11 protein-coding genes are annotated in these 13,300 nt (G+C 61.1%); 9 read left to right on the plus strand and 2 right to left on the minus strand.

Annotation, left to right across the window (positions count from 1 at the left end; genetic code table 11):
- Window positions 1-276 precede the first annotated feature (276 nt).
- The 8 genes from OXG98_16585 (at window position 277) to OXG98_16620 (ending at window position 10,904) form a co-directional block, all read left to right on the plus strand.
- Window positions 277-1,473, plus strand: a complete 1,197-nt coding sequence (locus OXG98_16585; GenBank protein MCY3773624.1) for a hypothetical protein — start codon at window positions 277-279, stop codon at window positions 1,471-1,473.
- Between the two features lie 60 nt (window positions 1,474-1,533).
- Complete coding sequence (locus tag OXG98_16590; protein MCY3773625.1) at window positions 1,534-3,225, plus strand: peptide ABC transporter substrate-binding protein; 1,692 nt, start codon at window positions 1,534-1,536, stop codon at window positions 3,223-3,225.
- Window positions 3,226-3,461: 236 nt separating this feature from the next.
- The gene (locus OXG98_16595; protein ID MCY3773626.1) at window positions 3,462-4,451 is read left to right on the plus strand and encodes a zinc-binding dehydrogenase; all 990 of its coding nucleotides are present in this window, start codon (window positions 3,462-3,464) and stop codon (window positions 4,449-4,451) included.
- A 59-nt stretch (window positions 4,452-4,510) separates the two neighbouring features.
- A complete protein-coding gene (locus OXG98_16600; GenBank protein MCY3773627.1) occupies window positions 4,511-6,370 on the plus strand; it encodes an ABC transporter substrate-binding protein in 1,860 nt (619 codons plus the stop codon).
- A gap of 78 nt (window positions 6,371-6,448) precedes the next feature.
- The gene (locus tag OXG98_16605) at window positions 6,449-7,750 is read left to right on the plus strand and encodes an ABC transporter permease (protein ID MCY3773628.1); all 1,302 of its coding nucleotides are present in this window, start codon (window positions 6,449-6,451) and stop codon (window positions 7,748-7,750) included.
- 10 nt (window positions 7,751-7,760) lie between these two features.
- Window positions 7,761-8,843, plus strand: coding sequence for an ABC transporter permease (locus tag OXG98_16610; GenBank protein ID MCY3773629.1), 1,083 nt, complete (start codon window positions 7,761-7,763; stop codon window positions 8,841-8,843).
- Window positions 8,844-8,898: 55 nt separating this feature from the next.
- Entirely contained in the window at window positions 8,899-9,885 is a 987-nt protein-coding gene (locus OXG98_16615; GenBank protein ID MCY3773630.1) for an ABC transporter ATP-binding protein, read from the plus strand.
- A gap of 14 nt (window positions 9,886-9,899) precedes the next feature.
- Window positions 9,900-10,904 carry an ATP-binding cassette domain-containing protein gene (locus tag OXG98_16620; protein ID MCY3773631.1) on the plus strand — a complete coding sequence of 335 codons (1,005 nt, stop codon included), beginning with the start codon at window positions 9,900-9,902 and terminating at the stop codon, window positions 10,902-10,904.
- A 10-nt stretch (window positions 10,905-10,914) separates the two neighbouring features.
- Here OXG98_16620 and add read toward each other — a convergent pair whose 3' ends face one another.
- Both add and OXG98_16630 read right to left on the minus strand, forming a co-directional pair.
- On the minus strand, window positions 10,915-11,955 hold the full coding sequence (add, locus tag OXG98_16625; protein MCY3773632.1) for an adenosine deaminase: 1,041 nt from the start codon (window positions 11,953-11,955) through the stop codon (window positions 10,915-10,917).
- Window positions 11,956-12,042: 87 nt separating this feature from the next.
- A complete protein-coding gene (locus tag OXG98_16630; protein MCY3773633.1) occupies window positions 12,043-12,588 on the minus strand; it encodes a hypothetical protein in 546 nt (181 codons plus the stop codon).
- A 208-nt stretch (window positions 12,589-12,796) separates the two neighbouring features.
- Here OXG98_16630 and OXG98_16635 point away from each other — a divergent pair.
- A partial coding sequence (locus OXG98_16635) for an MBL fold metallo-hydrolase (GenBank protein ID MCY3773634.1) occupies window positions 12,797-13,300 on the plus strand: 504 nt, incomplete at its 3' end.

The following is a 13,300-nucleotide window of genomic DNA, read 5'->3' on the forward strand; positions in this document are numbered from 1 at the left end:
GGAGGTGGCCCCGGTGCTCGACTTCGCGAGGTTTTGCCAGGGATAGAGCATGGCGACCCTTTCCTTTTCACGCTTGTTTTTGTCGGCTCGACCGTTTAATTTCTACGGCCTGAATCGATGGCGGATCCGCTTCTACGGCCTGAATCGATGGCGGATCCGCAGTCCCCTTTGACCGCGTTGGGTCTTTCGGCGAATGCGCCGGGTACCTCCGGTTCGCGGTCATCCACTGTACTCACGCTCAGGCAATTTTAATCCGATCTGAAAGGACATCACCGCATGGCACAGGTCAGCATCGTCAGGCACAATCCCATCGCCATCTTTTCCAATCCCACAGAGGTCATCGTCAAGGACGACCACAACCACGTGTTTCGTCTCATCGAACCGAGCGGAAATGTCGGCACGCAGTATCCGAACGACGTGGGTTCCGAGTGGTTTGGCACGATCCAGAACCTGAACAAGAACCTGGCGATCTGCGGCGTGAGCTGGTCCGACGTCTACAAGACGGATGTGCTTTGGACGACCCCGTCCGGCAACCGCGAGGACTGCGACCGGCTCAAGGACGACTATAACGCCGTGTACGCTCCCATGATCGAGGCGGTGACCGGCGGCCCGCTCCGGTCCAACCGCATGGCGCGGTTCACGCATCCCGAAGGCTTCCCGGATCCGGTGGCGCTCTTCGAGGTCCAGATCAAGGCGGCGGCCGGCGAAAACGTCACCATCGGCGATGGCGTGATCGACTATGGCTACTGGCGGGACCATCAACCGAGCGGCGCATCGGTCATGCATACCCGAGACGGCGAAGTCATCACGTCCCTCGGGTCCGACCTGGCGGAGGAAACAGCCTTCGTGCTGGAAGAGCATTACGAAAAGCCCTTTGCCGAAGCCGGCGTCGATTTCAGGAAGCAGACCGTATGGATGGAAATACTCGTCGCCGTCGACGACGCGCCCGGGAAATCGTGGGAAAGAATCGATACGGTTCGGCGGGCCTTCGAAGACTACTACGGTGACGACCGGCCGGCCGGGCTGATCTACCCGGTTTCCCGCATCCCGAATCTGGACGGTATCGTGGAACCCCAGCCCAGGGTGGTCTCGGGCGACGTGAGCATAACGCGTTCCGGGGTCCTGGAAGACGGATTCAGCACGTGGACCTCGATCCATTACGGCGGCGTGACCGAAGTCATGACCAGCGCCGTGGGCGGCGACGACGCCAGCCGACAGCTTTCCACGCTGGACGCGCGCATAAAAGCGGCGGGCGGAAACGGGCTCAAGGAGGACGGCATCTTCAATAACGCCTATGTGGTCGCCGGCGGAGATTCCGAAGTGAACAGGGCCTGGATACAGGAATTCAACGCGTCGTTCAGCGCATGGTACGAAGGCACGGCGCCGGCAGGCCGCACTGCGCAATTCATCGGAGGCATCCAACAGGCGTCCTACCGGTCAGGCATCTCGAACCGGGCGATCTTTGCCGGGTAGCAAGGAAATGGACAGGATCGGGAGAGCGGCTCAGGCCCATGAAATGCGGGGGAGGCACGGGTGAATCCAGGCCTCTTTCTGTGTTTTTTTCTGCTCTTCCTGCCGGTTTTTAACATCGCTCGGCACGATGTGACGCCGCCTGCGTCTTCCGCAATACCTGTAACGTTCAATACGGTCGACAAGGCCATGCCTCCGGACGCGGCGTCCCTCGCGCGCCAGATTTATACCTTTCACCTGCCGGAACCCACCACGCTCGATATCGGAATCGCCGTCTACGAAGCGACCGGCGCGGTGTTTTCCTTCGAAGGCCTCACCAGGCTGGATCACAACAATGAGCTCACGCCTGCCGCGGCCGATCGATGGGAGGCGTCTTCCGACGGCACCCGCTGGACCTTCCACCTGCGCAGGGGCGCGAAGTGGAGCGACGGCCGGCCCGTCACCGCCCACGATTTCGAATATGCCTTCAAGCGGATGGTCGATCCGGCCAGCGCGAACCGAAACGCTTCCTTCTACTACGAAATCGAAGGGGCGAAGGCCTTCAACCAGGGATTGACCCGGAACGCGGATTCCGTCGGCGTCAAGGCTGTAGATGACTACACGCTGGTCATTCGAACCGCCCTTCCCTGTCCCTATCTCCCCTATATCGCCTCCTTCCCCACGTCCGTTCCAGTGCCGCGCTGGCAGGTGGAGAAATACGGTCCGGGCTGGTCCGAGCCTGGCCGGTTCGTGACCAATTCCACCTTCAAGCTGGCCTCCTGGGATCACGGTTCCCGCTTCGAATTCGTCCTGGATCCGAACTATAACGGTCCCCACAAGGGATACGTGGAGCGGATCATCGGAAAGTTCCGGGATACCCGCATGATGGCCGGCGGCACGCTGGCCTACGAAAACGACGAGATCGACCAGCAGGACGTTACCCCCATCGATCTGCCGCGCATCAGGAGTCATCCGCGACTCTCCCGCGAACTGTACGTCAGCAAGGACTTCATGACTCACTTTCTCTTCTTCAACGCGGATTTTCCACCCTTCGACAACTTCAAAGTGCGGCAGGCGATCAGCCACGCCATCGACCGTGAGACCATATGCCGTGTATTGCTCCAGGGTATGGGCATGCCGGCTTATTCCATGCTTCCACCCGGCTTTCCGGGCTATGCAGGCGGGAAGTACCGCGAAGTCCAGCGCTTCGATCCCGGACTGGCGAGACGGCGCCTGCGCGAGGCGGGATATCCGGAAGGACGCGGTTTTCCCAGGATCGAGATGTGGGTCAACAACATCGCCCGGCAACAGGTCGGCCAGGCCATACAGGAAATGCTCAAATCCCACCTGGGGATCAATATGACGATACGGGTCGTCGAGAACATTTCCTACCGGACCGCCCAGTACCAGCGAAAGATCCCCTTCAGCCTGATACAGTATCACTACGATTATCCCGACCCGAACAATATGCTCGCCATGGTCTGGCGTTCGCAGCCGGCCGGATACAGCCGCCATCCATGGAGAAACGCCGCATTCGACCGCCTGGTCGACGAAGCGGCGTCGGAGATGGACGGCCCCCGGCGGTTTCGTCTATACGACCAGGCCCAGCAGATCCTCTCCGAGGACGTCGGCGCCGTGTTTCTCTACTACGGGAAGAAGGCTGCTCTGAGAAAACCCTGGCTCAAGGGCATCAAGAGAGACCGCGACGGCGAATACCCGTTCTGGGGCAACAATACGGGCTATTTCGATATCTATATCGGCGATGCCCGGCGATAGCGGAAAACCCCGTACCGCCGAGACCATTTCGGTTTGACAATACGGTTATCGTTTGTACATTCACACAGCACGGCCATGCCGGATGTCAGGAGGATTGCCCAAGGTATACGGCCGGGTTCATGCACCGTCAGGCTCTCGGATATTTCGTTTCTTCCCGACGGGTTCTGCCGTCCGGCCATTAGGCGGTGCCGCCGCGTCGTGGTCGTGCCGGATGAGTCAGCCAGAAAGGAAAACCGATGAAAGCGGGACAAGTCGTCGCACCGGAACGCATTGAAATCGTGGAAGCGGAACGGCCGGACATCGCGCTGGAACAAACCAATCCGGACGGGCTGAAGGACCTGGTGCTCGTGCGAACCGTGAATGCGGCCATTTGCGGCAGCGACCACCCGCTGTTTACCGGTCCGGCGAACTATCCCGCGCCGCCGGGCGTGTCCCTCCACGAGAGCATCGGGGTCATCGAGAAGTCATGGGCGGAGGGATGCAGGGAGGGGGACCTCGTCCTGGCCCTGCCGTCCGGCTCAAGCGCCATGGCCGAGTATTTTCTTGGACTCGGCGCTTCCGTGACGCCCCTGCCGGAGGGACTGCCCCAGGAACAGCTTCTGATGGCCCAGCCCCTCGGCACCGTGCTCTACTGCCTGCGCAAGCTGGGACACTTCTTCAATGCCGAGGTCGCCGTGGTCGGCCAGGGTCCCATGGGGCTACTGTTCACCACCATGATGCGGAACCTCGGCGCGGCGCTGATCATCGGCATCGACCAGTACGATAACCGTCTGGCCGCGGCCACGGAAATGGGGGCGACCCACACCGTGAACACGCGGCACACCGATCCGATAGAGGCCGTGGCCGAAATCACGGATGGGAGGATGGCGGACGTGGTGATCGAGGTCGTGGGCGTGGAAGAGACGTTCAACATGTGCGTGAAGCTGGCCCGTCACAAGGCCCGTTTCATCGACTTCGGCGTGCCCAAGACTCCGCGATTTACGGTCGACATATTGGAACTGTTCCGGAAAAACCTGCAGATTACGACTTCGGTCGGACCGGACATGGACATCGATTTCAAGAGCGCCATGCGGACGATCGGCGAGGGCCGCGTGAACCTGGCGCCGATGATCTCCCACAAGCTGCCTTTCGCCCGGATACAGGACGGCTTCGAAATGGCCACCCGACGCAAGGGCGAGTGCATCAAGATCGTCATAGATTTCGAGGAGAAGGGCCTGGGCAGGTAGTGCCGCTGGCGCGCGCAGGCCGATGACCTGGCGACAGGTATGATCGGAGGATCAACGAAATGAAGCCCAACTTCGTTTACACGGCTGGAACCGCTGTCCTGGTGCTTATTGCCACCCAACTCGCCTGCGGCGGCGGTGAAACGACAGAAGATCCCTGGAACAAGGTTCAGACGCTCCTGTCGGAGTCGAAGGATATCGTCGTGCTGGACGGGACGGATAAGGCCGCGCTCAAATACGCGGGGACGGACAATCCGGTGTTCGGCGACTGGATGGTGCGTCACGCGTTGTCCGATCCGGAAAACTTCAACCCGTATACTTCGAGCGACCAGGGCGCCACCCAGGTGCACACCTACGTCTTCGAGTCTTTGCTGGAGCCGGAGTACGATCCGCCTTACACGCAGCGGGGTTTCATCGCGATGGACTACCCGGTCGTGTCGGACGATTATCTCACCTATACCTTCACGCTGCGCCAGAACGTTCGATTCGCCGACGACGTTCCCCTCACGGCGGACGATGTGCTTTTCAGCATGAAGGTCATCCAGACGCCCACGGTACGGGCGCCTCACCTCAGGAACTACTATTCCTCCATTCAAGACGTCAGGAAACTCGGGGAACATGAGATCAGCTTCATCTGCAAGGAACCGTACATCCTGAACGACCTCTTTCTGGGTAGTTTCGACATCCTTCCGAGACACTTCTACGACCCTGACGGACTGCTTGATCCGGTGCCGATCACGAGCCTGATTGACGGCAGTTGGGAAGCAGGGAAACACGCGGACCGGGTGCGGCTCTTCGGCGACCGCTTCAACCAGGATTTCAATCGGAACATGCTTGGCTCCGGGCCGTATTTCGTGGCGGACTGGGAGAACGACGTGGTCACGGGCCAGAAGGTCGTGCTCACCCGCAACGGGAACTACTGGGGACAGGGCGTGGATGGTCTGCCCGCGACCGGAAACGTGGACAAGGTAGTCTTCAAGATCATCAACAACCTGGACGCCGCCTTCATCGAACTGACCAACGGCAACCTGGACATCCATGGCATGAAACCGCTGGAGTTCAAAGAGAAGAGCTGGTCTCCCGGTTTCGTCGACCGGTTCATGAAGGGCATCCAGTACGCGGGAGGCTACACGTACATCGGGTGGAACAACGGACATCCCATTTTCCGGGACCGGCGGGTCCGGCAGGCGATGACCCACTTCACCGACCGTGAAGGCATGGTGCGTAACCTGCTCTTTGGACTCGCGGAAACGGTCGAGGGTCCCATACACAAGTTCCGTCCCGAGTACAACCATGATCTACAACCCTATGCCTACGACCCGGAACGGGCCCTGGCGCTTCTGAACGAAGCCGGATGGGCAGATACAGACAACGACGGGATTCTCGACAAGGAGATCGACGGCGAGAAGACACCGTTTCGGTTCGAGTTTCTCGTGAACTCGGGCAACCAGCTTCGCAAGGATATCGCGCTTACGCTTCAGAGTTCCCTCGAGGACGTGGGCATCGACTGCCAGGTGCGAGAACTGGACTGGTCCATCTTCCTGGAAAGAGTCAAGAACAAGGATTTCGCGGCCGTCACCCTGGGCTGGACCGGCGGAACGGGTCTGCGCTTTCCACCCGACGCCTACCAGATCTGGCACTCGTCCCAGATCGAGGGGAACGGATCCAATTTCATCAGTTTCAGGAACGATGAGTCGGATGCGATCCTTACGGCCTACCGGAAGGAATTCGACATGGACAAGCGGATCGAACAGTACCGCCGATTCCAGGAAATCCTCCACGAGGAACAACCCTATACCTTTCTCTGGAAATCGCGCGTCGCCGTCGCATACAGCAGGCGCTATCACGGCGTCAACTGGTATCCCGCCGGCGCCGTGACGCAGGAGTGGTGGGTCGAGCCCGCCGACCGGCTGTACCAGTGATCAGCCGCATCCTGTACTCGCTGGGCGGCTGACGGGCTGCGAATCCGGCCGTGATCCCGCGCAGGATCGATCTTCGCTATGCTCGGTTACATCCTTCAACGCTCGCTTCTCATGATCCCCACGCTGGTGGGGATCACGGTAATTTCCTTCTTCATCATGCATCTCGCCCCCGGCGACCCCGTGGATCTGTTCCTGGGCGGCGTGGCCGGTGGCGAGGGGCTTGCGTCCGACCGGCAGCGGGATATCGAAGAAACCCGGCAGGAACTGCGCAGGCAACTGGGACTGGACCGGCCGGTCCACGTGCAGTATGCCAACTGGGTCACGGCGCTTTTCCTGAAAGTCGAATCCATCAGCGCCTTCGACCGCAGCGCCATGCTGGCGGACCGGTTGCTGGAACGCCTGGATGCGTCGGAGCGCAGGGCGTTGACGGCGCTTGAGCGGGAGGAACAGAAAGGCCGGTTCCTTGCCCTTGTGCGGAAATCTGCGCAAGAGGAGGCAGGCGAACTGGAACGATCTTCGTTCTGGGAAGGGAGGACCTTCAGCGCAGAGGGCAACTATGCCTATCGGGGAGCGGGGATCGAACTCTTCAAACTCGCGGGATACCGCTTCGTTACGCTGGATTTCGGCCGATCCTTCAAGGATAACCAACCCGTCATCGGGCGGATTATGGAACGGTTGCCCGTCACGCTCGAGATCAATATCATCGCGATCGTCATCGCCTACCTGGTCGGCCTGCCGCTCGGCATCTGGCTGGCGGTCAAGCAGAACACCTTTTCCGACCGGATGCTTACGACCGGGACCTTCGTCCTCTGGTCCATGCCTTCCTTCTGGGTGGGCATGCTGCTGATCATATTCCTGTGCAACCGGGAGTTCTTCTACTGGTTCCCGGCCTCGGGCATACAATCGCTGGATGCTTCCGGCGAATGGAGTACCTGGCGGATCCTCGCGGACCACATGTACCACATGTTCCTCCCCGTGCTGGCCTCCGCCTACATCAGCTTCGCAACGATCTCCCGGTTTATGCGGACGAGCATGCTGGAGAACCTGCGCCAGGATTACGTCCGGACCGCCCGGGCCAAGGGATTGTCGGAAAAAGTCGTCATCCTGCGGCACGTATACCGCAATTCCCTGATTCCGATCGTAACCACCTCCGCCGGGCTGCTGCCGGCCCTGATCGCGGGTTCCGTATTCATCGAGACGATTTTTACCATTCCCGGGATGGGGCTGCTCGGATTCGAGTCCGTGCTGAACCGGGACTATCCCATGGTCATGGCGCTATTCACCGTCGGCTCCCTGTTGTCGCTCCTGGGCATCCTGGTTGCGGACATCCTGCTCAAGGTGGTCGATCCGAGGATTACGTTTGACCAGTTGCATGGATAGGGGATGAGCAGTGGGATCGTATCCTGCCGAAAAAGATAGAAAGAACGCCGTGGACGGCGCGCCGGCCGATGCGGTGAAGAACGCGGGCGGCGAGAGCTTCTGGCGGCTCACCTGGAAGGAGTTCCGCAAGAACCGTCCGGCGCTGTACAGTCTATACGTACTCGCTGTCATGACTCTCGTGGCACTCACCGCGGATCTGATCGCCGGCAACAAGCCGTATTACATGGTCTACGAGGGCGAAACCTATTTCCCCGCGTTCCGGCAGTATGCCGTGTACGCCGGCTTGCTGGACTGGCAGGAAGCGCTTCGGACCCGGAAGAACTTCAAGCGGTACGAGGCCAGCGAGGCGGTCTTTCCGCCGATCCCCTACGCGCCGGACGAGATCCGGCTCGGCGACCGTTATGAACGGCCGGGGGAGGCGCATCTCTTTGGTACGGACCGGCTGGGACGCGATGTGCTGTCCGGACTCATTCACGGCACGCGGTATTCGCTGACCATCGGGCTGGTTTCGGTGGGCATCTCCCTGGTGATCGGCGTGGGACTCGGCGCGCTGGCAGGCTACCTGGGCGGGTGGACGGATCTGTTCCTGTCCCGCGTATTCGAACTATGGGCCGCGATCCCGCCTTTCTTCCTGATCATCACGGCGGCGGCTTTCTTCCCGCCGAGCCTGTTCTGGATCATGATCATCATCGGATTCACCGGGTGGGTGGGCATCGCCCGGCTGACCCGGTCCCAGTTTCTCCAGGTACGGGCATTCGACTACATTGCGGCCGCCCGGGCCCTGGGCTGTTCGAATCTGCGCATCATGGCGGTGCACATCCTGCCCAATGCCATCGCCCCGGTGCTGATACCCGCGGCTTTCGGCGTGGCCGGCGCCATCCTGGCCGAATCAGGGCTGAGCTTCCTGGGCATCGGCGTGCCTGCCGAGGTCATCACGTGGGGATCGCTGCTGGCCGGCGCGCGGAGCAATATCGCGGCCTGGTGGCTGGTAATCGTGCCCGGATTCGCCATATTCATCACGGTAACGCTGTACAACCTGCTCGGTGACGGGCTGCGCGACGCCCTCGACCCCAGGCAGCGCGGCAACGCATAAGAGGCATCGTGGACACGCTTCTGAGCCGCAAGTGATAACGGATAAGAGGTGAGATTTGAATCCGATCCTCCGTGTACATGACCTGAAGACCTACTTCGACACCGAGGGTGGCGTGGTGCGGGCGGTCGACGGCGTCAGTTTCGAGGTGGAGGCCGGCAAGACCCTCGGCATCGTGGGCGAATCCGGCTGCGGCAAGAGCATGACCGCCTATTCCATCCTGGGGCTGATCCCACAGCCCCCCGGCCGTATCGCCGGAGGCGAGGTCTTTTTCGAGGACAGGGATCTGCTGAAGCTGTCGCCTCGACAGATCCGCGGCATAAGGGGCAATGACATCGCCATGATCTTCCAGGAACCCATGACGTCCCTCAACCCCGTATTTACCGTCGGCGAACAGATCGCCGAGGCCATTCGCCTGCACCTGGGAGCGGACCGGAAGGACGCCTGGAAACGGACCGTCGAGCTGCTGGACCTGGTGGACATCCCGCTGCCGGAAGAGCGAGCCGCGGCCTATCCCCATGAACTCAGCGGAGGCATGCGTCAGCGCGCGATGATCGCCATGGCGATCTCCTGCGAACCCAAGTTGTTGATCGCCGACGAGCCTACAACGGCGCTGGACGTCACCATTCAGGCGCAGATCCTCGACGTACTGCGGCGCCTGCAGGCAGAACTGGGCATGGGCCTGGTCCTGATTACCCACGATCTGGGCATCGTGGCCGAGATGGCAAGCGAGGTACTGGTCATGTACGGGGGACAGGTCGTGGAGCAGGCCGACGTCAAAACGCTGTTCGGGCGTCCGCGCCATCCCTATACCCGCGGCCTGCTCGCATCGGTTCCGACCATGAGTTCGGGGACGGAAGAACTATCGACGATCGAGGGCACGGTGCCGGATCCCGTGGACTTCCCGGCCGGATGCCGCTTTGCGCCGCGCTGCGATTTCGCGGTGGAACCATGTCGCCGGCCGCAGACCTTGATAGACGTGGAAGGCCGCCACACGGTTCGATGCGGCGAATGGCAGCGGGTAATGCAGGAGGCGATGACGTAGCGGAGTGGAGCCATATGACTGAATCGAATGAAATGTTGTTACGGGTCCAGGGCCTGAAGAAGCACTTTCCCGTAGGGGCTGGACTGCTCCGGCGTCACCGGGCGATGATCAAGGCCGTCGACGGCGTCGATCTTTCGCTCGAGCGGGGTGAAACGCTGGGCCTGGTGGGTGAAAGCGGGTGCGGAAAGACCACGATCGGACGCGCGATTCTGCGCCTGATCGACCCGACTGCCGGGACGGCGACATTCCTTACCGCCCTCGAGGATGGCGAAGAACGGAGGCCGCACGCGGTCTTTTCCATGACGAAAGGCGATCTCCGGCGGCTGCGCCGCCAGATGCAGATCGTCTTCCAGGACCCCTACGGTTCTCTCAACCCGCGTATGACCGTGGACGCCCTGCTCAGGGAACCCCTCACCGTTCACGGCCTGAGCACCCGCGCGGAGGCCGGGGACCGCGTGACGGACCTGCTCGAAACGGTGGGGCTGAATCCCGCGCACGCCCGCCGCTATCCCCATGAGTTCAGCGGCGGCCAGCGCCAGCGCATCGGCATCGCCCGCGCCCTGGCCGTCCGGCCCGAACTGATCATCGCCGACGAGCCGGTCTCGGCGCTGGATGTCTCGATCCAGGCGCAGATCATCAACCTGCTCAAGGTGCTGCAGGACCGGTTTCAGCTCAGCTACCTGTTCATTTCCCACGACCTCCGCGTGGTGCGCCATATCAGCGACCGGGTGGCCGTGATGTACCTGGGCAAGATTGTCGAAACCGCCACGCGAGACCAGCTCTATGCGAAGCCGCTCCACCCATATACCACCGCTCTGCTTTCGGCCGTACCCCTGCCCGATCCCACACTGGGGCACGACCGGATCATTCTCAAGGGCGACGTCCCCAATCCGGCGGACCTGCCCCCGGGTTGCCCCTTCCATCCCCGGTGTCCACTGGCGGAAGCCCGGTGCAGGACCGAAGTTCCCGTGTTGGAAGACAAGGGGAGCGCCCACCAGGCGGCGTGCCACCTGGTCTGACGGCCTCCAGTCAACTCGCTGGTTCGTCCCGCAGCGCGCGCAGCGCGGCAAGGTAATCCGCCTCCATACGCCGTTTCTTCTCTTCCGGAAGAAAGCTGAAGCGAACCCCGTTCAGCAAGATCCCGTCAATGGTGTCCCTGGAAAAACCGCAGGGGTCGACGAGTAAATTCAGTTCATCCGTCAGGGTGGTATTGAAGAGGGGCGGATCGTCCGAATTGACGGTGGTGGCCACGCCGGACTCGTGGAGGCGTTTCAGGGGGTGGGATGCCATGTCGGGGTATATTCCCAGGCAGATATTGCTCGAGGGACTGACTTCCAGCGGAATGCGATGCTCCGCCAGGTAGGAAACCAGATCCGGATCCTCGATAGCCCGGACGCCGTGGCCGATGCGTTCGGCGCCCAGATACTTCATTGCGTCCCAGATACTTTCCGGGCCGAGGTGTTCGCCTGCGTGGGGCGCGCTGTGCAGCCCGGCCGCCCTCGCCCGGTCGAACCACGGCGCGAACCGCGCGGGCGGATACCCGGTTTCCAGTCCGCCCAGGCCCAGGGCGACCACGCCGTCGTTCACGCCCTCGATGGCCACCCTGGTTGTATAGTCGAACCGGGCTACTTCCGGGTAGTCGTTGCGCACCACGTCGAATACCCAGTTGATCTCGCCGCCGAAGGACTCTTTTACCCGGCGGCGCCCTTCCGTGAGACCCGCAAACCACACGTCCTGATCGACCCCGTTGATCCAGAGGTGGGTGCTCGGCGAGAAGGTGACCTCCGCGTATCGGATGTTCTGCCGGGCCATGTCGGCGCCGAATTCGTACACGATCAGTTCGAAATCCTCCACCGTGCGGAGGCACCTCGTGATGGCGACATATACCTCGATGAAATGGTGGAAGTCCCTGAACCGGTACCAGTTGCGCAATCCCTCCTCGGTGTCCGCCGGCAGATCGACGCGGTGTCGTTTCGCCAGCATCACCAGCGTGGACGGCTGGATTGAGCCTTCGAGATGGACGTGCAACTCCACCTTTGGCGCGGCGGCGATGTAGTCATATAGGGACATGGCGTTACCGCTCACTCGCACTGCGTTTCAATTTGCCCGGGGGCGACGGCCACCGAGGGCCAGTAGGCGTAGGGCATAGTCAAAAGGCTAGCCCCGATCGCCTTCTAGAGCAGATTGGATCCGCTTGATCGCGGTCTGGATTCCGTCCCACTCTTCCCCGTTTTCGCGAAGGTCTTTCGCGATATCCTCCAGAATGGGGATGGCGCGGGGTTCCCGAAGCCGCTCAAGCTCGTCGACCGCTTCGCGCAACAGGTCCTTCCCGTAAAGGGGGTAGCTGTCAGAGAGAAGCTCGGGCTCCTTCAGAAAACGAAGAAACTGGACGCGGACTTCCTCGGTGTCCGGGGCGTCAATCCATAGACGGCGGTTCGATCGGAGGATCTGGTTACCGGTTTTGGGATTAACGTCTGAAACCCACTCGTGGACATACACTGGTCCCAGCGGTACGTCAAACCCTCGTTTCAGCCGTGACGTATGGTTGCCGCAGTAGGTCCAGAACGGGTCTTCAATATCCAGTCCCCCGATCTCGCAGTAGCTCGCGACGTTCCCGTCCGGCAAGGGGTCGTAATCTCGCCGACCGGCGTTGGCCGTATTGAATCGGCAGGTGCCGCAGCAGTCCGAACCGCCATTGGGCATGTATCTGACTCCTTACCTAATCGACCGAAACGGACTTCGGGCCTTCCTCTAGACCTCGGCAAGGCGCGGGGATTAGCGGACCTGTTCTTTCAGATGAATGTAAAGGTAGGCTCAGAGAACGTAAAGCGCGAGCACATTTGCCATGACAAACTCCCTGCCGGCACCTACTATGTATGGATCGGTCGAAACCAATGAAAAGGAGCTTAAAGTGGAACTATCAGTCGTCAGCGGCGGAGTCTTCAAACTGGACGGCGGGAGCATGTTCGGGATCGTACCGAAGCCGCTCTGGGAGAGTATCTGCCCTCCCGACGAAAAGAACCGGATCACCAACGACACGAACTGCCTGCTCATCAGGAAGGACGGTCGTAACATCCTGGTAGACACGGGCTACGGCGACAAGATGACCGACCGGGACAGGGGTATCTACGGGATGTCGGGTTCCACCGTCCTGGGGTCTCTGTCGGCTCGAGGCGTGTCCGCGGAAGAAATCGATCTCGTCATTCTGAGCCACCTTCATTTCGACCACGCGGGCGGCGCGACCGTTACGGACGGGGAAGGCGGCGTCGTACCCGCTTTCCCGAATGCGCAGTACGTGGTTCAGAAAGGCGAATGGGAAGATGCGCTGAACGACTACGGCACCATGAAATCCACCTATCGCCCTGAGAATTACCAGCCCCTCATGGATCAGGGCGTGATTACCCTGTTGGAAGGC

Source organism: Gemmatimonadota bacterium (genome assembly GCA_026706345.1).
Classification (GTDB): domain Bacteria; phylum JAAXHH01; class JAAXHH01; order JAAXHH01; family JAAXHH01; genus JAAXHH01.

Excerpts from the sequence above, each read along its gene's own strand:
- OXG98_16585 (MCY3773624.1), top strand. The coding sequence starts at position 277 with ATGGCACAGGTCAGCATCGTCAGGCACAATCCCATCGCCATCTTTTCC.
- OXG98_16595 (MCY3773626.1), top strand. The coding sequence starts at position 3,462 with ATGAAAGCGGGACAAGTCGTCGCACCGGAACGCATTGAAATCGTGGAA.
- OXG98_16600 (MCY3773627.1), top strand. The coding sequence starts at position 4,511 with ATGAAGCCCAACTTCGTTTACACGGCTGGAACCGCTGTCCTGGTGCTT.
- OXG98_16605 (MCY3773628.1), top strand. The coding sequence starts at position 6,449 with ATGCTCGGTTACATCCTTCAACGCTCGCTTCTCATGATCCCCACGCTG.
- OXG98_16620 (MCY3773631.1), top strand. The coding sequence starts at position 9,900 with ATGACTGAATCGAATGAAATGTTGTTACGGGTCCAGGGCCTGAAGAAG.
- add (MCY3773632.1), bottom strand. The coding sequence starts at position 11,955 with ATGTCCCTATATGACTACATCGCCGCCGCGCCAAAGGTGGAGTTGCAC.
- OXG98_16630 (MCY3773633.1), bottom strand. The coding sequence starts at position 12,588 with ATGCCCAATGGCGGTTCGGACTGCTGCGGCACCTGCCGATTCAATACG.